This window comes from Aquibium sp. ELW1220 (assembly GCF_030398385.1).
Taxonomy (GTDB): domain Bacteria; phylum Pseudomonadota; class Alphaproteobacteria; order Rhizobiales; family Rhizobiaceae; genus Aquibium.
Window position 1 is genome coordinate 1 of record NZ_JAOAOQ010000006.1, and the last position, 21,991, is coordinate 21,991.

Below are 21,991 nucleotides of genomic sequence, written 5' to 3' on the forward strand. Positions count from 1 at the left end.
CGAGGACGTGGACCGCGCGGTGCGCGGCGCCGACGCGGCCCTGCGCGGCGCCTGGAGCCGCGTGTCGCCCGCCGCGCGCGGCGCCGTGCTCGCCCGCGCCGCGGTGCTGATCCGCGAGGCCGCCGCACGACTGGCCTTCGCCGAGACCCTCGACAGCGGCAAGCCATTGCAGGAGGCCGAAGGCGACGTGCAGGGCGCGGCGCGCTGCTTCGAGTACTATGCCGGGCTTCCCGACAAGATCGAGGGCCGGACGATCCCTCTTGGGCCGGAGCATCTCGGCTACACGAGCTGGGAGCCGATCGGCGTCACCGCTCACATCATTCCGTGGAACTATCCGCTGTCGACCTTCGCGCGCGGCATCGCGCCCGCACTCGCCGCCGGCTGCACGGTGGTGGCAAAGCCCGCCGAGCAGACCCCGCTGACGGCGCTGATGCTGGCCGAAATCCTGGTGCGCGCGGGCCTGCCGGAGGGCGTGCTGAACGTCGTGACCGGGACGGGCGCGCAGGCCGGCGCGCCGCTGGTCGGCCATCCGCTGGTTCGCCAGGTCACATTCACCGGTTCCACCGCCACGGGCATCGAGGTCATGCGGGCCGCGGCGCGCAACGTCACCAGCGTGCTGCCGGAACTGGGCGGCAAGTCGCCGGTGGTCGTGCTGCGCGATGCCGACCTCGACGCCGCGGTGGACGGCGTGGTCGGCGCGATCTTCGAGAATGCCGGTCAGATCTGCTCGGCCGGCTCACGCCTGGTTGTGGAGCGCGCCGTCCATGCCGAAATGGTCGAACGACTGGTCGCGCGCGCCCGTGCGATCCGCCTCGGCCACGGCTTTCGCCGCCCCGACATGGGACCGATCAGTTCGGCGCAGCAGCGCGAGAAGATCGCGGCCTTCGTCAATGAGGCCCGCGCGCGCGGGCTGGAGATCGCCACCGGCGGCACGGCCACCGCCGACCCGCAGACCGGCCTCGGCTGGTTCTACGAGCCGACCATCATCGATCGCGTGCCGGTCGACGACCCGATCGCGCAGGAGGAGATTTTCGGGCCCGTGCTGGCCGTGCAGGTGGTGGAGGATGCCGAGGAGGCGCTGGCGGTGGCAAACTCCACGCGCTTCGCGCTGGTCGGCGGCGTCTACACGCGCGACTTCGCGGCCGCGCACGACCTCGCGCGCCGGATCGACGCCGGACAGGTCTACATCAACGAGTATTTCGCTGGCGGAATCGCGCTTCCCTTCGGCGGCAATCGGATGTCGGGCTTCGGCCGCGAAAAGGGCGTGGATGCCTTGCGAACTTACATGAAGCTGAAGAGCGTCGCCGCGCGCGTGACGCCGTCGGCCAGGTGACCAGGATGGCCGCAGCAGAAATCTTCACCCCGGACTTCAAGACCGATCCCTACTGGTGGGAGGCCTCGCCGCGACCCACCCTGCCCGAAGCACCGCTGCCGAAAAGCGTCGATGTCCTGGTGGTCGGCTCCGGCTATACCGGCCTGAACGCGGCGCTGGTGACCGCGCGCGGCGGGCGGTCGACGCTGGTGCTGGAGAAGGACCGCGTCGGCGAGGGCTGCAGCACCCGCAATGGTGGCCAGATCAGCACCAGCGTGAAGCCGTCCTTCGCCGAACTGTCGAAGCGGCACGGGCCGGATGCCGCGCGCGCCATCCTGATGGACGGGCGCGAGGCGCTGCGCTGGATCGGCGACTTCACCAGCACGGAAGGCATCGACTGCGGCTTTGCCGTCTGCGGCCGCTTCCATGCCGCACATTCGCAGAAGGCCTTCGAGGCCATGACCCGCGACGCAAAGCTACAGACGCCCGGCCTCGAGGTCGAGCTCGACGTCGTTCCGCGCGCCGAACAGCACGCAGAGATCGGCACCGACGCCTATCACGGCGGCATCGTGCTCAAGCGCCATGCCGTGCTGGATCCGGGCCGCTATCATGCTGGCCTGCTCGCCCGCGTTCGAGAGGCGGGCGCGACCGTGGCCGAACGCTGCCCGGCCACCGGCATCGAGCGCGACGGCAAGGGCTTCGTCGTGTCGACGCCGCGCGGCCGGATCAAGGCGCGCGAGGTGGTGATCGCCACCAATGGCTACACCGGCGCCGTCACGCCCTGGCTGCGGCGCCGGGTGATCCCGATCGGCAGCTACGTGATCGCCACCGAGCCGATGCCGCGCGAGACGATGCGGTCCGTCATCCCGAAGGACCGGATCGTGTCGGACACCCGCAAGGTGGTCTACTACTACCGCCTGTCGCCCGACGGAACGCGCATGATCTTCGGCGGACGCGTCAGCCAGGCCGAGACCGATCCGCGCGTCAGCGGCCCGCTGCTGCGCGCGGAGATGGCGCGCCTCTTCCCGCAACTCGGAAAGACCCGCATCAGCCACTCCTGGATGGGCTTCGTCGGCTACACCTTCGACACCATGGCCCACACGGGAACCCATGACGGCATGCACTACGCCATGGGCTATTGCGGCTCGGGCGTCTCGATGGCGAGCTATCTCGGCATGCGCACAGGCCAGAAGGTGCTGGGCCTGGAGGAAGGCCGCACAGGATTCGACGCCCCGCGGTTCCAGACCCGCCCGCTCTACACCGGCAATCCCTGGTTCCTGGCGGCCTCGGTGCGGTATTATCGCTGGCTCGACGCCCGAAGCTGAGGCGGCCGGGATGGCCCGCCTCGCGGGCGGACCATCATGATGACGGAGGCTTGCGTCAGCCGGCCACGAGTTCGATGTGGCGGCGTGCCTGGCGCAGCGCCGAGATCAGGCGATTCTGGCCGCGCACCAGCTGTGTCTTCGCAAAGCCGAGCGTGGTCGCGTCGAACTTGTCGAGTTCGGCGGCAGCCGCGATCGAGGGCAGCGGCGGGATCGTCAGTGCGGGATCGTGGCGGAAGCGGTTAACCCGGGTGAAGTTGATCGGCACGAGGATGCGCGCCAGGTCCTGGATAACGGTGTTGGCCGCCGCCGGCGTCACCGTGCCGGCCTCCACGCGCGCATAGAAGCCGTCGAGCGCGGATGCCAACTCCGCGACCGCGGCCTTCGACGCGGAGAGGTCGAAGCGGCTGCCCGCTTTGTCCTGATACCCGGCGACGGTTTCGGCGAATTCCTTCGCCGTTGCCCGCCAGTCGAAGGGCAGGATCTCGGCATTGGCATTCCGCAGCACGGCGAGCAAGTAGACCTTCATATCGCGCAGCAGGACGTCGCGGTCCGCGATCTCCAGGATGTCGTTCTCGGTGTGCCAGGCGATGTTTCCGCCGCAGCCGCCGACCGTATAGTAGCCCTTCTCCTCGCGCAGCACGTCGGGCATGGTCGAGGACAGCATCAGGTAGGACGAGATGCCGATGTTGTTGAAGGAGTAGTCGCCCGCCCGGTGCGGCCGCTCGCCGGCGATCGCCTTGCCGGCGACCTCCTCGATGACGTCGGCCAGAAAGGCCTCGGCCTCGCTCATGCGCGACAGGTTGATGAACTCGGTTGCCCAGCGGCAGCCGGGGCTGTCGCAGTTGACCTGCGCGACCGCGTTCTGCTCGAGATCGAGTGCGAAGGCGTCGGAGAACCAGGTCGAGCCGGCATAGCGGCCGGTCGAGTGGCCCGGCCACCAGCAGATGCGCACCGACCGCTTGAGGCTGCCGCGATTGGCCCACAGGACCCGGGCGATCTCGAGCATGGTCGCGTCGCCGGTCGCATTGTCGCCGACACCGACGTCCCAGCTGTCCAGATGACCATGCAGGAAGACGTACTTCTCCGGCTCCTCGCTCCCGCGGATGAAGACCTCCGGCAGCTTCGAGGTGAACCAGCCTTCTTCCATCTCGGTGAAGATCGTGACCTCGCCACCGTTATCGGCGATGGCGATGAGCGCCTCGCCGTCCGGCTTGTTGACCGCGACCGCAGGGATCTTCGGCTTGCGCGGCAGGTCGTCGAGGTCAGGCGTTCCCCACACCGTGGTGCAGATGCCCCAGTGGATGTCGATGCCGGGATTGATGCCGATGACGCCGATGGCGCCGAGTTCCTCGAACTGCGAGATCAGGCCGGGGCTGGCGAAGCCCTCCGACATGACGATCTTGCCGCGCACGCGCTCGGCCATTTCGGCGCTGCTCTCGACCTTGCGCTCGAACATGTCCTCGATCATCGCATTGTGACGCGCGCCGACATAGACGAGCGGGCCGGTCAGGCCGCTGCGCGCATCGAGGCTGTAGGCCGGCGGTTTGGCGCGAAAGGTCTTGCCTCCGGCTTCGACGCGGGCCTGGCCTGGCAGGCTCAGATAGAGGCTCGGTTCGTGCACCGTCACCTCGACGCCGTGCTTCCTCAGCCGCGAGACGACCTCATCCATGCCCCGGTTCACGTCAGTCGGATGCTCGCGCTTGAAGGTCGAAAAGCTCTCCACCAGCGCCCACGGCTCATCGAGCGTGACTTGGGCAAGCAGGTCGGATTCGAGTTTGTTCATGAAATTGTCTCCCTTTCGTTTTATCTAGTAAAACACCGTTTCGGTCATTGACGTGAGGCTAGCAGAGAGATTTCCGAGCGGCAAGCGGCCGCGCGGCGGCTTTTCGCGTCGCGCGGCATCAGGAAAAGGGGAAATCGAGCGGCGAAGGCGCGCAAGAAGCATGCCCCGGGCGACACCCGACGCCGGAAGGGCAGCGGCCGCAGGGGGGGCTGTCGGAAGATGCGATCCCGGTCGTTCAGGCGATGGAGCGCAGGGCCTGTCGGGAACTGATCGGGTCGCTGCGGTGCAGCGACAGCTTGGCGGAGATCTCGGCCGCCGCGTCGAGCGCGGCACGGATGTAGCCTTCGCGCCGCTCCTCGTCGAAGCGCACCATCGCGCCAGCGACAGAGATGCAGGCGATGACGCTGTCGTCGGAGCCGAAGATCGGCGCCGCCACCGAGAAGGCGCCCTCGTCGAGATCGTTGAGGGCGATGTTGTAGCCGTTGGCGCGGATGCGCAACAGTGACTGGCGCAGCTTGTCCCGGTCGGTGATGGTGTAGGGCGTGAACGCCTCCAGCGGATTGGCCAGAACGGACTCGACCACCGCGGCATCCGAATAGGCCAGGATGCAGAGCGACCCGCCACCGGCATGGAGCGGCCCATGACGGCCGGCCTGCGCGAACAGGCGGATCGAGTGATGGCCGGCCCGCGTCGCAAGAACGAGCGAGCGCAGCCCCTCGCGAACCACGAGGTTGACGTTCTCCGACGTGCTGTCGCGCAGCGCGTCCATCACCGGCCGCGCCGCGACCAGCAGACTGCCGTCGCGCCCCACGCGTTCGCCGAGAACCCCGATCCGGTAGCCGAGCGAATAGACGGCGTGATCAGGGTCGCGGGACACGAAGCCGCGATCCTCAAGCGTTTGCAGCAGGCGAAAGACGATGGACTTCGTCATGCCGAGAGCCTTCGAGAGGCGAGTCACACCTTGCCCCGGCTCGTCGGCCAGCGCCTCCAGGACGAGCAGAGCACGATCGACGGCTGCAATCGTGTAGTCCTTGCCGCGCGCCTCCTGCGTGTCGTCGGACGTCGCGTCCTCGCCTCGTGTCATTGGATCTCCTCCAGAGTGGATTATCGCCGATTGATCGCCTGTTGCAATATTGGAGTTTTGTGCTTTACTCAACATGAAACAGAAACGCTGTTTTAATAGATGAAACGAGGGCCTCGTCAATGCGAATTGCCTATGTCGTTCCCGGACCGATGTCGAAAGGTCCGATGGGACTGAAGGAGATGCGCCGGCGCGAAGGCCTGCTGAACGAATGGGCGTTCCCGGGCACCGAGGTCTCGGTCATCGACGTCGCGGATGGCCCACTGTCGATCGAGTCGGCCTACGAGGAGGCCCTCTCCGTCCCCGCGACCGTCGAACTGATCGTGAAATGCGAGCGCGATGGCTTCGACGCGGCCATCATCGGCTGCTTCGGCGATCCGGGGCTCGAAGCGGCGCGCGAACTGGTCACCATGCCCGTGGTCGGCCCCTGCGAAAGCTCGCTGCTGCTGGCGGCAGGGCTGGGGCATCGCTTCTCGGTGCTGACCGTCTTCGACAGCCTGATCGCCGGGCAGGAACTGCTTGCCGTGAAGGCAGGCGTGCGCGCCAAACTCGCCTCGGTCCGGGCCACCGGCATCCCGGTGCTCGACCTGATGAAGGACCCGGAGTTCACGAAGCGCCGCCTGATCGAGGTGGCGCAGGCCTGCGTTACCCAGGATCGCGCCGACGCCTTCCTGTTCGGCTGCATGACGATGTCTTTCCTCGACATGGGCGAGGCGGTCTCGGCAGCGGTCGGCGCTCCGGCGGTCAACGCAGGCAAGGCGGCCCTCAAGCACGCCGAAATGCTGGTCTCGATGGGGCTCTCTCATTCCAAGACCGCATTTCCCATGCCGGCCAAGATGCTGGCAGGCAAGCCTTTCGAGGCGCTGCGGGTCGCCTGAGCGGCCCGCCAACAAGAACAAGAATCGCCGGTCAAACCGTTCCAGAGGAGAAGAAGAATGAGGTTCAGCTACAAATCCGCCCTGGCGACCGCGCTTGTCGCGCTCGTTGCCGCCTCGCCGGCCCTCGCCGGCGATCCGATCCGCAAGATCGAACTGTTCACCCGCCCCCAGGCGGCCCAGCCGCAAGAGTTCCAGTCCGTCCAGCTAATCGCGCAGGAATGGCGCAAGCTCGGCCTGGACGTGCAGGTAAAGGCCATGCCCTGGGAGCAGATGTCCGACGTCGTCTGGTACCAGCGCGACAAGTGGGACACGACCGCCTGGCAGATGGTCGGCCGGCCCGAGCGGTCAGACCCCGACGAGATCGTCTACAATCTGTTTCACTCCTCGACTGCCGAAAAGGGTTACAACTTCATCGGCTACGTCAATCCCGAGTATGACGCCGTCGTCGAAGCACAGCGCGTCGAGATCGACCCCGCCAAGCGCAAGGAGCTGATCTTCAAGGCGCAGGAACTCCTCGCCGCCGACCAGCCCAACATGATGCTCGTGCATCCGAAGTCGACCTTCGCCTACGACAAGACCGTGTGGAAGCCGGAGTCGGTCGTCAACCAGAGCGGCATCGGCATCCGCAACACCTGGACGTTCATGGCGCTCGAGCCGGCCGGGGAAAAGCGCGACATCATCGTCAATTCGGGCGACAACGTGCAGGCCATCAATCCGCTCTATATCTCCGGCGGCGTGGATTCCTGGGTGTTCGAACTGATCTACGACCGCCTTGCCCGCGTCGGGCCAGACGGTCTGCCGAAGCCCTGGGCGGCGGAGAGCTTCGAGTTCACCGACGCAAAGACCGTCGAGGTGAAGCTGCGCCCGGGAATGATGTGGCACGACGGGCAGCCGGTTACCGTCGAGGATGTGAAGTTCTCCTACGAGGCCGTCGTGTCCGGCGAGGCGCCGATGTACGCGCCCTTCGCCTCCAACGTCGAATCCATCGAGATCGTCGACGACGCGACGCTGGTCTTCAAGCTGAAGAAGCCGGCGGCATCCTTCGTCACCTCGAGCCTCGCCAAGATCAACCTCATTCCCAAGCACGTCTGGGAGCCGATCCTGGAGGACCTGAAAACGAAGGAAACGAATGCCGAAAGCCATCAGGAAGACAAGCCGATCGGCTCGGGCCCGTTCAAGTTCGAGCGCTGGCTGACCAACGAGGAAATCGTCCTGTCGGCCAACAAGGACCACTTCAACGCGCCGAAGGCCGATCGCTGGATCCTGCGCATCGTCCCCAACGTGGAAGCGGCGCTCGGCATGCTGCGCTCCGGCGAGATCAACTTCATGGGTGAGTTCACCGGCGATCCGCAGGTGCTGATCGCCGCGGCAGAGCAGGATGGCGACCTCGAAGTCGTCTCGACCGTCGACATGGGCTTCCGCTACATCGCCTTCAACGAGCGGCGCGCGCCTTTCGACGACCCTGCCTTCCGCAACGCCCTCTCGCGAGCGGTGGACCGGCAGCTGATCGTGAAGGCGGCGTTCAAGGGCTTTGCCGAGCCGTCGAACTCGGTCGTCTCGCCTGCGCTCGAATTCTGGCACGATCCGGCCGTCGTCAGCGGCCTCACCACGGGGCAGGACGTCGCCAGGAAGATGCTGGAGGAGGCCGGCTATACGCTTGAAGATGGCAAGCTGCATTATCCCGGTGACAAGAAGGAAGAACTGGCCGCTCAATAGGAACGGTCCCGGCGCGCCGTCTTTTCGGATGGCGCGCCCATTTCATGGCCCGCGACACACTGCGGGATCATTCGGGTACGACGTCGAACGCCGTGCAGACAGCACGAGCGCCGCAACGGGAACCTCCTGCCCATGTCGCATCTCAAGGCCGCCGCCAGCCGGACGCTCCAGCTCGCCCTGGTGCTCTGGGCCGTGGTGACGATCCTCTTCCTGATGTTCCGGCTGATGCCGGGCAACCCGCTGGCCGCCTATATCGATCCCACCTTCACGGTGGAGCAGCAGGAGGCGCTGATGGCCCAGTTCGGCCTCGACCGGCCACTCTGGGAGCAGTACTTCATCTATCTGGGCAACCTGCTGCAGGGCGAACTCGGGCAGAGCTTCCGCTATCGCGAACCGGTGGCCGAGCGCATCCTGGCGCTGCTGCCCAACACGCTGGTCCTCACCTTCTCGTCACTGATCATCGCCTACGCCTTCGGCATTCTCGCCGGCGCCTACCTCGCCTGGCGCCGCGGCAGCGCCGTGGAGCAGGCGGCGATCCCGCTGGTGCTGACGACGCGTGCGATGCCCGAATTCTGGCTCGGCATGGTGTTGCTCGCGATCTTCTCCTTCTGGCTCGGCTGGTTCCCCGCCGGGGGCACGCGTTCGGCCGGCGCCGAGTTCGACAGCCTGTTTGCGCTCTACACCTCCGGCGAATTTCTGACCTACCTGGCGCTTCCCGCCCTGACGCTGGCGATATACAGCCAGGGCCTGCCGCTGCTTCTCATGCGCTCCAACATGCTCGACGTGATGAAGGAGGACTTCGTCACGATGGCCCGCATCAAGGGCCTGTCGAACTGGACGGTCGTCGTGCGCCACGCGGCACGCAACGCGCTCCTGCCGGTGATGACCTCCTTCGCGATCGCCGTTGGCTACCAGCTGCAGGGCAACGTCGTCGTCGAGTCGGTGTTCTCCTGGCCGGGCCTCGGGCGCGAACTGGTGAATGCCGTGTCGGCATCGGACTATCCGCTGGCGCAGGGCGCCTTCCTGATGATCGCCCTGGTGGTGATCCTGATGAACCTGGTCGCAGACATGCTCTACACACTGCTCGACCCGAGGGTCGGGCATGCGTGACGGCGCCTTTACCACACGCCGTCCCGGCCTCGTCGCGCGCCTGTTCGGCACGCTGCGGCTGCCGCTGAACGACCCTTTCGCCGTCTGCGGGCTGCTGATCTACGGGATCTTCCTGGTGACGGCAGTCTTTGCCGACCAGATCGCGCCCTATGACCCGACGGAGATCCTCTACACGCCCGAATACGATCTCGCCGCCGACCTGCTGCCGGGAGAGGAAGGTCATCTGCTGGGGACCACGAGCCTCGGCCGCGACATCTTTTCCCAGATCGTCTACGGCACGCGCTCCGCCTTGCTGATCGGCATCACCGCCGCCTTCATGGTGGCGCTGATCGGCTCCGTCGTCGGGCTCGTGTCGGGTTACTTCGGCGGATGGGTGGACGCCGTATTGATGCGGCTGGCCGACATCGCCTTCGGCATCCCGTTCCTGCCCTTCGTCATCGTGCTGGCGGCCTTTCTGGAGCCGTCGATCTGGAACGTCGTGCTGGCCATGGCGCTGGTGTTGTGGCGTGACACCGGGCGGGTGATCCGCAGCCAGGTGCTGACGCTGCGCTCGCGCGGCTATGTCGACGCAGCGCGGGTCTCCGGCTCGTCCGACCTGAAGATCATCCTGCGCCACATCGCGCCCAACATCCTGCCGCTGTCGTTCCTCTATGGTTCGATCGCCATCGGCTGGGCGATCCTCACCGAGGCGTCGATCTCCTTCCTCGGCTTCGGCGATCCGCAGTCGATCAGCTGGGGCTACATGCTGCAGGACGCCTTCGCCAGCCAGGCGCTCGCCAAGCAGGCCTACTACTGGTTCGTGCCCCCCGGCATCTGCATCATACTCGTCGTCTCCGCCGGCTTCTTCATCACCCGCGGCTACGAAAACCTCCTGTTTCCCAAGCTGGGCAAATGACCGAGACATTCCTCTCCGTCCGCGACCTCAAGGTCAGCTACCGTGTCGGCCGCGGCTCCCTCGACGCCGTCGACGGCGTCAGCTTCGACGTGCCGCGCGGCTCGATCGTCGGTCTCGTCGGCGAATCCGGCTGCGGCAAGACGACGGTCGCCCGCGCGCTCACGCGCGTCATGGCCGACAACGCCTTCATCAGTGGCGGCCGGATGCTGTTCGACGGCCGCGACCTGGCCGCGCTCTCCGAGCGCGACATGAACGCGCTGCGCTGGCGCGAGATCGCCTTCATTCCTCAGAGCGCCATGAACTCGCTCGATCCGGTCTACACGGTCGAGTACCAGCTCAACGAGGTGCTGCGGCTGAGGGGCGGCCTGGGCCGGGCCCAGGCGCGCAAGCGCTGCGAGGAGCTGTTCGAAATGGTCGGCATAGAGGTCGGCCGGCTGCGCGACTATCCGCACCAGTTCTCCGGCGGCATGCGCCAGCGCGTCGCCATCGCACTGGCACTGGCGCTCAACCCGAAGCTGGTGATCGCCGACGAACCGGTGACGGCGCTCGACGTGATCGTGCAGCGGCAGATTCTCGACCAGTTGCGCGACCTGCAGCGGCAGCTCGGGATTTCGGTCATCCTGGTGACGCACGACATCTCCGTCGTTGCCTATATCTGCGACCGGACCGTGGTGATGTATGCCGGCCACGTCGCCGAGCAGGGCACGATGGAGGCGACGCTCACGCAGCCGTCGCACCCCTATTCGATGGGGCTGCGCAACGCATTCCCCGATCTCCAGGGCGCGGCGAGCGGCGTGCTGACGCCGATCGAGGGCGCGCCGCCGAGCCTCGCCGACCCGCCGCCCGGGTGCCGCTTCGCGCCGCGCTGCCCGTTCTCGATAGAGGTCTGCGCGTCGGTCACGCCGCCACAGGTCGAGGTCGAGCCGGGTCATTTCGCAGCCTGCCATCGCGCCGGGGAGGCGCCGGCCCTGCGCGAGCGCGCCAGGCACGTCAGCACATGGATGGCCGAGGCATGAGGCCGCCCGCGACAGACACCGGTGAACCGCTGTTCTCAATCCGCGAGGCCCGACTGCACTACCGCGTCGGCGGAGCGCTGTCGGCCCTGCGCGGACGCTCCAGCGTGGTGAAGGCGGTCGACGGGGTTTCTTTCGCCATCGCGCGCGGCGAGAGCATCGGCCTGCTCGGCGAATCCGGCTGCGGCAAGACGTCGATGGGCCGGCTGCTGCTCAAGCTGGAGAAACCCACCGGTGGCGAAATCCTGTTCGACGGCGAGGACGTCTCGCGGCTCAAGGGCAAGGCGCTGAGGCGCTACCGCGCCCGCACCCAGCTGATCTTCCAGAACCCGTTCGACGCCGTGAATCCGCGCTTCACCATCCGCGCCATCCTGGCCGAACCGCTGGAAAATGCCGGCGTGCCCAGGGCCGGGCACGAAGCCAGGATCGTCGACGCGCTCGAACTCGTCCGCCTGCCGCAGCCGGCGCAGTATCTCGACCGCTACCCGCACCAGCTCTCGGGCGGCCAATTGCAGCGCGTCGTCATGGCCCGTGCGCTGATCCTCCAGCCCGAGTTCGTCGTCGCCGACGAGCCGGTGTCGATGCTCGACGTCTCCGTGCGGGCCGGCGTGCTCAACGTCTTCCGCGACGTGCGCGACCGGCTGGGCCTGACCGCCATCTACATCAGCCACGATCTGGCGCTGGTGCGCTACGTCTGCGAGCGAACGATCGTCATGTATCTCGGCAAGGTTATGGAGGACGGGCCGACCGAGGACATCGTCCACGAGCCGCTGCATCCCTATTCGAAGGCGCTGGTGGCGGCTGTCCCCGTGCCCAATCCGCACCAGAGCCACGACCCGTTGCCGATCGGGCGCGGCGCGCCCGATCCGCGCAATCCGCCGTCGGGCTGCGTGTTCCGCGATCGCTGCCCCCACGCCTTCGACCGCTGCGCCAGCGAGGTGCCGGCCCTGCGCGACGCCGGCACGCGGCAGGTCGCCTGCCACCTGTTCTGACCAGAGAGGATCGATGCTCGCAGCCAGCTACACCAGGACCGGACCCGCAGCCGACGTGCTCGCCGTCGGCGACCGGCCAGATCCCGTCGCCGAGCCCGGCGAGGTACTGGTGCGCGTCCACGCGTCCGGCATCAATCCGGCGGACGTAAAGCGCCGCGCCGGCTGGAACGGCATGGCGATGGAACATCCGCTGGTCATCCCGCACACCGACGGAGCGGGCGAGATCGTCGATGTCGGCCAGGGCGTCGACCGCGCGCGTATCGGCGAACGCGTCTGGCTGTGGAACGCGCAGGGCGGCTACGGAACGGCGGGGCGCGCCTTCGGGACCGCGGCCGAGCTGATTGCGATCGATGCGGCACAAGCCGTCCCACTCCCCGACGCCTTGGATTTCACCGCCGGCGCCTGTCTCGGCGTCCCCGCAATGACCGCATTTCGGGCGGTCCATGCCGACGGACCGGTCGACGGGCAGACGATCCTCGTCAACGGCGCGGCCGGCGCCGTTGGCCATTGCGCCGTGCAGATCGCTGCGGCTGGCGGTGCCCGGGTCATCGGCACGGTGAGCGGCGCTTCGGCTTCGGCGCACGTCTTCTCCGCGGGCGCCTTCGCCACCATCGACCGCAAGGGCGAGGATGTCGCCGCGCGTGTCATGGAACTGACGGACGGACGGGGCGTCGACCGGATCGTCGAGGTCGACTTCGCCGCCAACATGACGCTCGACGCCGCCGTGCTGAAACCGAACTGTACCGTCGCCTCCTATTCTTCGAGCAGCGATCCGACGCCGGTCCTCCCCTATTACGCCTTCCAGTCGAAGGGCGCGAACCTGCGCTTCATCCAGGGCTTCGCCATTCCTGCGGCCGCACGGCGCGAAGGCGAGGCACTGCTGTCGCGACTCGCCGCCGACGGCAGGCTCTCGATCGCCATCGCCAGGACCTACCCGCTCGCCGAGATCGCGCAGGCGCATGCCGATGTCGAGCGCGGCGGCAACCTCGGCAACATCGTCGTGACCATCTGACACTCCCTGAATGAATTTCCCGAGGACCCCCATGCTCCAAACGGCCAGAACCGCGCAGGCGCCCGATCCGACCCCGGATCGGCCGGCCTGCGACCCCGTCTCCCTGGAGATCATCCGCGGCGCGATCGCGGCCGCGCAGTCGGAGATGGAAGCGCTTCTCGAGCGCACCGCGATCTCCGCCTTCATCCGCGAGAAGAAGGACTTCTACACCGCCCTGTTCGACGAGAATGGCGTGATGGCGATCGGCTCCATGGTGCCGATCTTCGGCGACATGACCAGCCCCGTCTTCGAGCACTTTCCGCCCGAGACGATGAAGCCCGGCGACCTCTACTGGTACAACGACTGCTACGGCTCGCGCGGCGCAGTCTCGCATTCCAACGACCAGGTGCTGCTGGCGCCCGTGTTCAGGAACGGCAAGCGCTGCGCCTTCGTGATGAGCTGGGCGCACTTCGCCGACATCGGCGGCATGCACCCGGGGTCGATCAGCCCCGACGCGACGGATATCTTCCAGGAAGGCATCATCATCCCGCCGACCAAGCTGATCGACCAGGGCGTGACCAACGAGGCGACGCTGGCGATCTTCCACCGCAACTCGCGCTTCCCCGAGCAGAGCAATGGCGACATGCGGGCGCTGATGGCGAGCGTGGAACTGGGGGTCAGGCGCGTCGGTGAAATCCTCGACCGGTTCGGCGCGGAGGTGGTGGCCGATGCGTTCGCGCAGCTTCTCGCCCGCACGCGGCGGCTCGTGCGCGCCAGGCTGGCAGAGACCTTCGACTATGGAACGCATCGCTTCACCGACGCGATCGACGCGGATGGCCACGGCAATGGCCCGTTCAGGATGCGTTTTGCGCTGACCCGCCAAAAGGGAAAGGACGGCGAGGACCGCTTCATCTTCGACGCGACCGAAAGCGACGACCAGGCGCCGGGTCCGGTCAACTACCTGATGAACCGCGGCGTGCCCGGCATGGCGCTCGGCCTGTTCTACCTCGGCGGCGATTCCGCGCAGGTCTGCAACGCGGGCGGCCCGAACGCGATCGACGAGGTGCGGCTGCGCGAGGGCTCATTCCTGCTGCCGAAATGGCCGGCCCCCCTGGGCATGCGCGGCCTGACCACCATGCGCGTGATCTCTGCGATCGGCGGCCTCGTCAACGTCGCGGGCGGCAACGCGCCAGCGGCGAATTCCGCCTATGTCATCTCGATCATGCGCGGCAGGTTCCGCAACGAGGCGGGCGAACTGGAGAGGTTCCTGCTCGCCGACGGCATCGGCGTTGGCTATGGCGCGCGGCCGAACGCCGACGGTATCGACGCGGTCTACTTCGTCGCGCAGGAAAACTACCCGGTCGAATTTCTCGAAACCGGCTATCCGATCCGGCTGCTGCGCTACGGCATCGCCCGCGATTCTGGCGGCGCGGGCACGCATCGCGGCGGTTGCGGCATCGTGCGCGAATACGAGATCCTCGCCGAGGACGCGCTGCTCGCCGTGCGCATCGACAGCCTGAAGAATCCCCCCTGGGGCATCCATGGCGGCATGGGCGGCGGCACCGGTCGGGCTGTCGTGAACCCGGGGACCGACCGCGAGCGCGTTCTCAGGCCGCTTTCCGACGGCAACCGGCTGGTGCGCGGCGACATCCTGCGGATGGAGACCGGCGGCGGCGGCGGCTACGGCCACCCTTTCGACCGCCTGCCCGCCAAGGTGCTTGAGGACGTGCTCGGCGGCTATGTCAGCCGCGAAGCCGCCGAAGGCCTCTACGGCGTCATCCTGTCCGGCAACGCGGTGGACGAAGCCGCCACGGCGCGCGCGCGCGTCGACCGACCCGCCGCCGGCCGCTTCCATCGCACGGAGTACGTCGATGTCCTCGCCTGAATCCTCGCTCGCCATCGCCGTCGACATCGGCGGCACCTTCACCGACGTCTCGCTGATCGACCGCGCCAGCGGCAAGGTTTGGCGCGCCAAGACGCCGAGCGTTCCGACCGACCCGTCGGAGGCGTTCCTCGCCGGCATCCGCCTCGCACTCGCCGAGGCCGGCGCCGACGCATCGGGGCTCGGGCAGGTGCTGCACGGCACCACGGTCGCCACCAACATGATCCTCGAGGGCAAGGGTGCGCGCACGGCGCTGGTGACGACACGGGGCTTCCGCCACGTGCTCGACATCGGTCGCCAGGACATTCCGCGCAAGGCCAACCTCTACACCTGGACGAAGCCCCCGCGCCCGGTGCGGGCCTCCCGCATCGTCGAGGTGAACGAGCGCATCGGCGCCGGTGGAACCGTGGTCGAGCCTCTCGATGAAGCCACCGTTCGCGAGGCAGCCGCAGCCTTGCGCGACATGGACGTCGAGGCGGTGGGCGTGTGCCTGCTGCACGCCTTCGCCAATCCCGCACATGAGCGGCGGACCGCCGAGATCCTGCGCGAGGAACTGCCCGGCATGGCAGTCACCATCTCCACCGACGTGCTGCCCGTGGTGCGCGAATACGAGCGCTCGCTGACGACCGTGCTCAATGCCAGCGTGATGCCAGGCGTGACCACCTATGTCGGCCGCATCGAGCAGCGGCTGGCGGACGAGAACGTGTCGGCGCCGCTGCTGCTGATGCAGTCCAACGGCGGCGTCGCCGGAGCCGCCGCGATCCGCCAGGCTCCGGCGCTGACCGCATTGTCCGGCCCCGCCGCCGGTGTCGTGGGCGCGCGGGCGATCGCGGCGGCCTGCGGCATCCGCGATATCATCACCGTCGACATCGGCGGCACCAGCGCCGACATCTGCCTCATCAAGGACGGAAAGATCGGTCTCACCCAGAGTGGCAGAGTGGGCGAATGGCCGCTGCCGCTGCCGATGGTCGACATGGTGACGATCGGCGCTGGCGGCGGCTCGATCGCAGCCGTCACCGACGAGACGCTGACGGTCGGCCCTCGCAGCGCCGGCGCGCGGCCAGGTCCCGCCGCCTACGGCCATGGCGGCCGCGAAGCAACCGTCACCGATGCGCATGTGGTGCTCGGCCACCTGCCAGCAAAGCTCCTCGGCGGGCGCATGACGCTCGACGTCCGGGCGGCGCACGCGGTGATCCGCGACACGGTCGCCGCACCGCTCGGCCTCTCGCCGGAAGACGCCGCGCGTGGCGTTCTCGCCATCGTCGACAACCACATGGTGGGCGCGGTGCGCGTCGTCTCGGTCGAGCGTGGCCACGATCCGCGCAAGTTCACCCTCGTGCCCTTCGGCGGCGCCGGCCCGCTGCATGGAACGGCACTCGCCGAGCTGCTGGGCATCACCAGCGTCATGATCCCGCCCGCGCCGGGCATCCTCTGCGCCGACGGCTTGCTTGCGGCCGATCTCAAGGCCGAGTTCAGCCGCACGCTTCCGTGCGCCGGGGCGATTGACGTTGCGGAAGCCGAAACGATCTTCATCCAGCTCGAGGAGCAGGCCAGGGCCTGGCTCGACGTCGAAGGCGTCGCGCCCGACGACCGCCGCGCCTCCCGCGTCGCCTTGCTGCGCTACCACGGCCAGGGCGGCGAGATCGCCATCGGCTGGGCAGGAACGCGCGAGGCGACCGAGGACGCCTTCCAGGCAGAGCACCAGGCGCTTTACGGCTTCACGCTCGGCGCGGCGATCGAACTCGTCACGCTGCGCATCGAGGCCGTCGGGCTGACGGCGCAGCAGCCGCCGATCCGGCTGTCGGTCTCCTCCGCTGTGACGCCGTACGACCACGTGGGGGTGCATTTCGACGGCGGGAAGATCAGCACCCCGCTCGTCGACCGCGCCTCGCTCGGCGCAGGGGCCAGCTTCGCCGGCCCCCTCATCCTCACCCAGCTCGACACCACCACGCTGGTACCGCCCGGCTGGTCGGGCACTGTGCACGAGACCGGCGCCATCCTGCTGACGCATCATCAAGAGGGCCTGCAATGACCGACGCGAAGCTCCAGGCGGTCTTCGACCATATCGAAGCCAATCGCGATTCCTTCGTGGAACGGGTGATGGACTACGTCCGCCACCCCTCGATCAGCGCCCACGACATCGGCATCCGCGAGGTCGCGGCGCTCCTGGTCGAGACGCTGAAGGAGCTGGGCATGGAGGCCGAGGCGGTGGCCACGGCCAACCACCCGATGGTGCTCGGCAAGCGCATGGTCTCGCCCGACAAGCCGACGGTATTGCTCTACGGCCACTACGACGTGCAGCCGCCAGACCCGCTGGAGCTCTGGGTCAGCCCGCCCTTCGAACCCACCATCCGCGACGGCCGCATCTATGCGCGCGGCATCGGCGACAACAAGGGCCAGCATTTCGCGCAGCTTCTGGCGATCGAGTCACACCTGGCCGTGCACGGCGACCTGCCGTGCAACATCATCTTCCTGCTCGAGGGCGAAGAGGAGATCGGCAGCCCGCAGATCGCCAGCTTCGTCCGGGAACACGCAGATCGCCTGCAGGCAGACCTGGTCGTGACCTCCGACGGGCCGTTGCACGAATCCGGCCTGCCGGTCATCACGTTCGGCGTGCGCGGCGTGGCGAGCTTCGAGCTGCGCTGCAGGACGGCCAGCCGCGACGTGCACTCCGGCAATTTCGGCGGCATCGTTCCGAACCCGATCTGGAAGCTCGTGCAGCTGCTCGCCACGATGAAGAGCGCCGATGGCGAGATCACCATCGAGGGCATCAACGAGCCGGTGATCCCGGCGACGAATTCCGAGCGCGAGGCCATGTCGCGGTTGCCGGTGGACATCGAGCAGGTGAAGGCCGATCTCGGGCTCGCCGAACTCGACGGTCCTGCTGGGCGAGGCTATTTCGACCGGCTGATGTTCCACCCCACGCTGACCATCAACGGCTTCCACGGCGGCTATGGCGGACCGGGCATGAAGACGGTGCTGCCGTGCGAGGCCTTCGTGAAGTGCGACATGAGGCTGGTCGAGCCGCTGACGCCTGACTACGTCTACGAGAAGATCCGCGCCCATGTGGAAAACCGCGCGCCGGACGTCGAGTTCGTGCCGCTGAACAGCATGCTGCCGTCCAAAACGTCGATGGATTCGCCCTTCGCTGCCCCGCTGCGGCGGGCGGTGGAAGCCGCGCGCGGCGTCGAGCCGCTGCTCTATCCGGGTGTCGGCGGCAGTCTGCCCGACTACGCCTTCACCAAGATCCTCGGCGTTCCGTCCTTCGTCGTGCCCTACGCCAATGCCGACGAGGCGAACCACGCGCCGAACGAGAACCTCGAAATCGTCCGCTTCGTCGACGGCATCCGCACCGGCTCGGCGTTGCTGTGGGAACTCGGCAAGCTCGGCGCATAGGGCCAGCTTGCGGCGGGGCCACAGCGGCTACACGAACGCAGCGACGAGTTCCTTCGTGTAGGCGTGGGCGGGGGCGGTCAGCACCGAGCGGGTGGCGCCGGTCTCGACGATGCGACCCGACTTCATCACGGCGACGCGGTCGCAGATGCTGGCGATTACGGCAAGGTCGTGGCTGATGACGAGCATGGACAGGCCGAATTCCTCGTGCAGGTCCATCAGCAGGTTGAGGATCTGGGCCTGGACCGACACGTCGAGCGAGGCGACCGGCTCGTCGGCCACGAGCAGCGCCGGCCGGGTGACGAGCGCTCGGGCGATCGCGATGCGCTGGCGCTGGCCGCCGGAGAATTCATGCGGATATCGGGGCGCGGCATCGGGATCGATGCCGACCCGCCCGAGCATGTCGAGGACCGTCGATCTGCGTTCCTCGCGCGCGAGGCCGGACGCCGCGAGCAGCGGCTCGGCCACGCTCCAGCCGATGTCCCGGCGCGGGTCGAGCGAGCCGAAGGGATCCTGGAACACCATCTGCATGCGCCTGCGCAGTTTCGTCAGCTCGGCGCGGCCGCAGCGGTGCGGGTCGACGCCGTCGATGCGGATCGTCCCGCCGTCGGGCCTTTCCAGCGCCATGACCATGCGGGCCAGCGTCGACTTGCCCGAGCCGCTTTCGCCGACGATGCCGAGCACCTCGCCGCGCCCGACCACCAGACTGGCGTCCTGGACGGCGGCAAGACGCGGAGCCGGCCCGAAGAGCGTCCGGCGCGGCAGCCGGTAGCGGCGCGAGACCGCGTCGACCGACAGGATCGGGCTGTCGAGGGTCATCGGACGGCCTCAGGCGCCCGGCCGGACGCATCCTCCGGAACGCGATCGCCCCGCGGCCCGGCGTCGGCGAGCCGGTGGCATGCCGCCCGGGCGCCCTCTCCGAGATCGATCGCCCGGGGCCGATCGCCGGCGCAGCGCGGCAATTCGACCGCGCAGCGGCCGCTGAACGGGCATCCCGGCGCGCGGCGTCCGACCGGCGGCACCGTGCCGGGGATGGTCGAAAGACGCGTTCGCACGGCACCCACCCGGGCGATCGACGGCCGGGCGGCGAGGAGGCCCGCGGTGTAGGGATGGCGCGGCGCCGCGAGGGTGCCGCGGGTCGGACCGGTCTCGACGATGTCGCCGCCATACATGACGATGACCCGCTCCGTCGCTCGCGCCACCACCCCGAGATCGTGGCTGATGAAGATGAGACCCATGCCGCGGCTGCGCGTCAGATCGACCAGCAGGTCGACGATCCTGACCGCCATGTTCGCGTCGAGCGCCGTCGTCGGCTCGTCCGCGATCAGGATCGAGGGATCGGCGGCCAGCGCCAGCGCGATCAGCACGCGCTGGCGCTGGCCGCCCGACAGCTGATGCGGGAACTGCGACAGCCGTGCGCGCGGGTCGGGAATACCGACCTCGTCGAGGAGAGCGAGCACCCGGACCTCGGCCGCTATCCGGCTGAGCCCCTGGTGCAGGACGATCGGTTCGGCGAGGATCTGGCCGATCCGTCGCAGCGGGTTGAGCGCGCTCATCGGCTCCTGGAAGACCATGGCGATGTCACGGCCCCGGTGCGAGCGCCAGCGCCGCTCGGACGCACCCACCAGCTCGGCGCCGGACAGGCGGATCGAGCCGGCCACCCGTGCCGCCTCGGGCGCCAGTCCGAGCAGGCTGGCGGCGAGCACGGACTTGCCGCAGCCGGATTCGCCGACGATCCCCACGCGCTCGCCGGGCGCCACCGACAGGCTCGCCTCGCGCACCGCAAAAGCCTCGCCGAAACGGATGGACAGGCGTTCGACCTCGAGCATAGTCCGGCCCCCTATCTATGGCCGCCGCGACAGGCGCGGATCGGTGATGTCGCGCAGCCCGTCGCCGAGCAGGTTGAAGCCGAGCACCGCGGCGACGATGCACAGGCCGGGATAGATGGCGAGCTGCGGCGCGAGATAGAGCAGCGTCTGCGCCTCCGACAGCATGCGTCCCCACGAGGCCGCCGGCGGCTGGACGCCGAGGCCGAGATAGGACAGCGCGGCTTCGGCGAGGATGGCGACGGCGAACTCGATCGTCGCCTGGACGATGACGGGCGCGGCGATGTTGGGCAGGATGTGGTCGACCGTGATGGCGAAGCCACCGCGGCCGGCGACCTGCGACGCCAGCGTGAATTCCCGTGTCCACACCTGATTGGCGGCGGCGCGCGAGACGCGGGCGAAGACGGGGATGTTGATGAAGGCGATCGCCACGATGGCGTTGGCAAGCGAGGGGCCGAAGACGGCGGCGAGCATGATCGCGAAGAGCAGCGCGGGAAAGGCGAAGCTGAAATCGGCGAGCCGCATGACCGCGTCCTCGACGATGCCGCCGACGGCGCTGGCCAGGAGCCCGAGCGCGGTACCGATCGCCCCGCCGAGCACGACCGCGACGAAGGCGATGGCGACCGAGGTGCGCGCGCCCGCCATGAGCTGTGAGACCATGTCGCGGCCGAGCTGGTCGGTGCCCAGCCAGTGGTCCGCGCTCGGCCCCTGGAACCGGTTCGCGACATCGATCGCCGCGAAGGGATGCGGCGTCCAGACGAGCGACAGCAGCGCAGCAGCGGTCAACGCTGCCACCAGCGCGCCGCCGAGCACCAGGCTCACCGGCAGGGAGGGGCGCGCGCTCATGCCAGCCGCCCCCGCAGCCGCGGATCGATCAGCACATAGAGGATGTCGACGACGAAGTTGGCGGTGACGACGATGGCCGCAAACAGCAGCACCAGCGCCTGCACCGTCATGAGGTCGCGGTTGCTGATCGCCTGGAAGATCAGCCGCCCGAGGCCCGGCAGGTAGAAGACGTTCTCGATGACGATGGTGCCGGTGACGACGTTGGCGAACTGCATGCCGACGATGGTGACGACCGGCACGAGGGCGTTGGGCAGCACGTGGCGCCACAGGACGCGGCCGCGCGACAGGCCGGTCGCCAGCGCGGTGCGGGTGAAGTCCAGCCGCAGCACCTCGAGCATGGAAGAGCGGGTGACCCGTGCCAGCACCGCCGCCTGCACCAGCGCCAACGCAACGGTGGGCAGCACCAGCGCCCGGAGGGCCGCGGCCGGATCGCTCCAGCCCGGAAAGCCGCCGGGCGGCAGCCAGCGCAGCCTGACGGCGAACAGAAGCACGAGGAGCATCGACAGCCAGAAGGCCGGCACGGCGATGCCGAGCTGGGACAGCGTCATGACACCCCAGTCTCCCGCCTTGCGGTGGTTCGAAGCGGCGAAGACCCCGAGCGCCAGCGCCAGGACGACGGTGAGAAGCGTGGCCGAGAGGGCCAGCGAAAGCGTCAGCGGCAGGCGCTCGGCGATCAGTCCGGCGACGGGGACGCCGAAGGAGTGGCTGGTGCCGAAATCGCCGCGCAGGACGCCCGCGATCCACGAGACGTAGCGCTCGAGCAGAGGCGCGTTCAGGCCGAGCTGCTCGCGCAGGGCCGCCTGCGCGTCCGGGGTGGAGTCGATGCCGAGGATCACCAGCACCGGATCCCCCGGCAGCACGTTCATGACCAGGAAGACGACGATGGAGACGGCAAGCAGCGTCGCGAGCAGACCCACCGTGCGCTTGGCAAGGAACAGAACCATGCGA

Annotated in this window: 18 protein-coding genes; 12 read left to right on the plus strand and 6 right to left on the minus strand. The window is 68.2% G+C overall.

The window, feature by feature from the left end:
- A partial coding sequence (locus N1F91_RS07385; RefSeq protein WP_289991145.1) for an aldehyde dehydrogenase family protein occupies nucleotides 1–1,333 on the plus strand: 1,333 nt, incomplete at its 5' end.
- Between the two features lie 5 nt (nucleotides 1,334–1,338).
- The gene (locus N1F91_RS07390; RefSeq protein WP_289991146.1) at nucleotides 1,339–2,637 is read left to right on the plus strand and encodes an FAD-binding oxidoreductase; all 1,299 of its coding nucleotides are present in this window, start codon (nucleotides 1,339–1,341) and stop codon (nucleotides 2,635–2,637) included.
- Nucleotides 2,638–2,692: 55 nt separating this feature from the next.
- Here the strand turns inward: N1F91_RS07390 and N1F91_RS07395 are convergent, their stop codons facing one another.
- A complete protein-coding gene (locus N1F91_RS07395; RefSeq protein ID WP_289991147.1) occupies nucleotides 2,693–4,420 on the minus strand; it encodes a M28 family peptidase in 1,728 nt (575 codons plus the stop codon).
- 235 nt (nucleotides 4,421–4,655) lie between these two features.
- Nucleotides 4,656–5,504 (minus strand): IclR family transcriptional regulator, encoded by an 849-nt coding sequence (locus N1F91_RS07400; protein WP_289991149.1) that lies wholly within the window; start codon nucleotides 5,502–5,504, stop codon nucleotides 4,656–4,658.
- 164 nt (nucleotides 5,505–5,668) lie between these two features.
- Here N1F91_RS07400 and N1F91_RS07405 point away from each other — a divergent pair, with 164 nt between their 5' ends.
- From N1F91_RS07405 to N1F91_RS07450, 10 genes are all read left to right on the plus strand, one after another.
- Entirely contained in the window at nucleotides 5,669–6,379 is a 711-nt protein-coding gene (locus N1F91_RS07405) for an aspartate/glutamate racemase family protein (RefSeq protein ID WP_289991152.1), read from the plus strand.
- Between the two features lie 57 nt (nucleotides 6,380–6,436).
- Nucleotides 6,437–8,095, plus strand: a complete 1,659-nt coding sequence (locus N1F91_RS07410; protein WP_289991155.1) for an ABC transporter substrate-binding protein — start codon at nucleotides 6,437–6,439, stop codon at nucleotides 8,093–8,095.
- Nucleotides 8,096–8,227: 132 nt separating this feature from the next.
- A complete protein-coding gene (locus N1F91_RS07415; RefSeq protein ID WP_289991157.1) occupies nucleotides 8,228–9,205 on the plus strand; it encodes an ABC transporter permease in 978 nt (325 codons plus the stop codon).
- Nucleotides 9,198–10,100, plus strand: coding sequence for an ABC transporter permease (locus N1F91_RS07420; RefSeq protein WP_289991158.1), 903 nt, complete (start codon nucleotides 9,198–9,200; stop codon nucleotides 10,098–10,100). The genes N1F91_RS07415 and N1F91_RS07420 overlap by 8 nt, the downstream gene beginning before the upstream one ends.
- The gene (locus N1F91_RS07425; protein WP_289991159.1) at nucleotides 10,097–11,116 is read left to right on the plus strand and encodes an ABC transporter ATP-binding protein; all 1,020 of its coding nucleotides are present in this window, start codon (nucleotides 10,097–10,099) and stop codon (nucleotides 11,114–11,116) included. The genes N1F91_RS07420 and N1F91_RS07425 overlap by 4 nt, the downstream gene beginning before the upstream one ends.
- The gene (locus N1F91_RS07430; RefSeq protein ID WP_289991160.1) at nucleotides 11,113–12,105 is read left to right on the plus strand and encodes an ABC transporter ATP-binding protein; all 993 of its coding nucleotides are present in this window, start codon (nucleotides 11,113–11,115) and stop codon (nucleotides 12,103–12,105) included. Before N1F91_RS07425 ends, N1F91_RS07430 begins: the two co-directional genes overlap by 4 nt.
- A 13-nt stretch (nucleotides 12,106–12,118) precedes the next feature.
- Complete coding sequence (locus N1F91_RS07435; protein ID WP_289991162.1) at nucleotides 12,119–13,117, plus strand: NADPH:quinone reductase; 999 nt, start codon at nucleotides 12,119–12,121, stop codon at nucleotides 13,115–13,117.
- A gap of 31 nt (nucleotides 13,118–13,148) precedes the next feature.
- On the plus strand, nucleotides 13,149–14,981 hold the full coding sequence (locus tag N1F91_RS07440) for a hydantoinase B/oxoprolinase family protein (RefSeq protein ID WP_289991163.1): 1,833 nt from the start codon (nucleotides 13,149–13,151) through the stop codon (nucleotides 14,979–14,981).
- On the plus strand, nucleotides 14,968–17,010 hold the full coding sequence (locus tag N1F91_RS07445) for a hydantoinase/oxoprolinase family protein (RefSeq protein ID WP_289991164.1): 2,043 nt from the start codon (nucleotides 14,968–14,970) through the stop codon (nucleotides 17,008–17,010). Before N1F91_RS07440 ends, N1F91_RS07445 begins: the two co-directional genes overlap by 14 nt.
- A complete protein-coding gene (locus N1F91_RS07450) occupies nucleotides 17,007–18,374 on the plus strand; it encodes a M20/M25/M40 family metallo-hydrolase (RefSeq protein WP_289991166.1) in 1,368 nt (455 codons plus the stop codon). The genes N1F91_RS07445 and N1F91_RS07450 overlap by 4 nt, the downstream gene beginning before the upstream one ends.
- Nucleotides 18,375–18,401: 27 nt before the next feature.
- Here N1F91_RS07450 and N1F91_RS07455 read toward each other — a convergent pair whose 3' ends face one another.
- The 4 genes from N1F91_RS07455 to N1F91_RS07470 are packed head-to-tail and all read right to left on the minus strand — an operon-like array spanning nucleotide 18,402 to nucleotide 21,987.
- Nucleotides 18,402–19,190 carry an ATP-binding cassette domain-containing protein gene (locus N1F91_RS07455; RefSeq protein ID WP_289991168.1) on the minus strand — a complete coding sequence of 263 codons (789 nt, stop codon included), beginning with the start codon at nucleotides 19,188–19,190 and terminating at the stop codon, nucleotides 18,402–18,404.
- Nucleotides 19,187–20,200, minus strand: a complete 1,014-nt coding sequence (locus N1F91_RS07460) for an ABC transporter ATP-binding protein (RefSeq protein WP_289991170.1) — start codon at nucleotides 20,198–20,200, stop codon at nucleotides 19,187–19,189. The genes N1F91_RS07455 and N1F91_RS07460 overlap by 4 nt, the downstream gene beginning before the upstream one ends.
- Before the next feature lie 15 nt (nucleotides 20,201–20,215).
- Entirely contained in the window at nucleotides 20,216–21,043 is an 828-nt protein-coding gene (locus N1F91_RS07465; RefSeq protein ID WP_289991171.1) for an ABC transporter permease, read from the minus strand.
- Complete coding sequence (locus N1F91_RS07470; protein ID WP_289991172.1) at nucleotides 21,040–21,987, minus strand: ABC transporter permease; 948 nt, start codon at nucleotides 21,985–21,987, stop codon at nucleotides 21,040–21,042. Before N1F91_RS07470 ends, N1F91_RS07465 begins: the two co-directional genes overlap by 4 nt.
- Between the last annotated feature and the right edge of the window lie 4 nt (nucleotides 21,988–21,991).

Bases quoted from the DNA above. Each gene is read 5' to 3' on its own strand.
- N1F91_RS07390 (WP_289991146.1), top strand. From the start codon at position 1,339: ATGGCCGCAGCAGAAATCTTCACCCCGGACTTCAAGACCGATCCCTAC.
- N1F91_RS07395 (WP_289991147.1), bottom strand. From the start codon at position 4,420: ATGAACAAACTCGAATCCGACCTGCTTGCCCAAGTCACGCTCGATGAG.
- N1F91_RS07400 (WP_289991149.1), bottom strand. From the start codon at position 5,504: ATGACACGAGGCGAGGACGCGACGTCCGACGACACGCAGGAGGCGCGC.
- N1F91_RS07405 (WP_289991152.1), top strand. From the start codon at position 5,669: ATGGGACTGAAGGAGATGCGCCGGCGCGAAGGCCTGCTGAACGAATGG.
- N1F91_RS07410 (WP_289991155.1), top strand. From the start codon at position 6,437: ATGAGGTTCAGCTACAAATCCGCCCTGGCGACCGCGCTTGTCGCGCTC.
- N1F91_RS07415 (WP_289991157.1), top strand. From the start codon at position 8,228: ATGTCGCATCTCAAGGCCGCCGCCAGCCGGACGCTCCAGCTCGCCCTG.
- N1F91_RS07420 (WP_289991158.1), top strand. From the start codon at position 9,198: ATGCGTGACGGCGCCTTTACCACACGCCGTCCCGGCCTCGTCGCGCGC.
- N1F91_RS07425 (WP_289991159.1), top strand. From the start codon at position 10,097: ATGACCGAGACATTCCTCTCCGTCCGCGACCTCAAGGTCAGCTACCGT.
- N1F91_RS07430 (WP_289991160.1), top strand. From the start codon at position 11,113: ATGAGGCCGCCCGCGACAGACACCGGTGAACCGCTGTTCTCAATCCGC.
- N1F91_RS07435 (WP_289991162.1), top strand. From the start codon at position 12,119: ATGCTCGCAGCCAGCTACACCAGGACCGGACCCGCAGCCGACGTGCTC.
- N1F91_RS07440 (WP_289991163.1), top strand. From the start codon at position 13,149: ATGCTCCAAACGGCCAGAACCGCGCAGGCGCCCGATCCGACCCCGGAT.
- N1F91_RS07445 (WP_289991164.1), top strand. From the start codon at position 14,968: ATGTCCTCGCCTGAATCCTCGCTCGCCATCGCCGTCGACATCGGCGGC.
- N1F91_RS07450 (WP_289991166.1), top strand. From the start codon at position 17,007: ATGACCGACGCGAAGCTCCAGGCGGTCTTCGACCATATCGAAGCCAAT.
- N1F91_RS07455 (WP_289991168.1), bottom strand. From the start codon at position 19,190: ATGACCCTCGACAGCCCGATCCTGTCGGTCGACGCGGTCTCGCGCCGC.
- N1F91_RS07460 (WP_289991170.1), bottom strand. From the start codon at position 20,200: ATGCTCGAGGTCGAACGCCTGTCCATCCGTTTCGGCGAGGCTTTTGCG.
- N1F91_RS07465 (WP_289991171.1), bottom strand. From the start codon at position 21,043: ATGAGCGCGCGCCCCTCCCTGCCGGTGAGCCTGGTGCTCGGCGGCGCG.
- N1F91_RS07470 (WP_289991172.1), bottom strand. From the start codon at position 21,987: ATGGTTCTGTTCCTTGCCAAGCGCACGGTGGGTCTGCTCGCGACGCTG.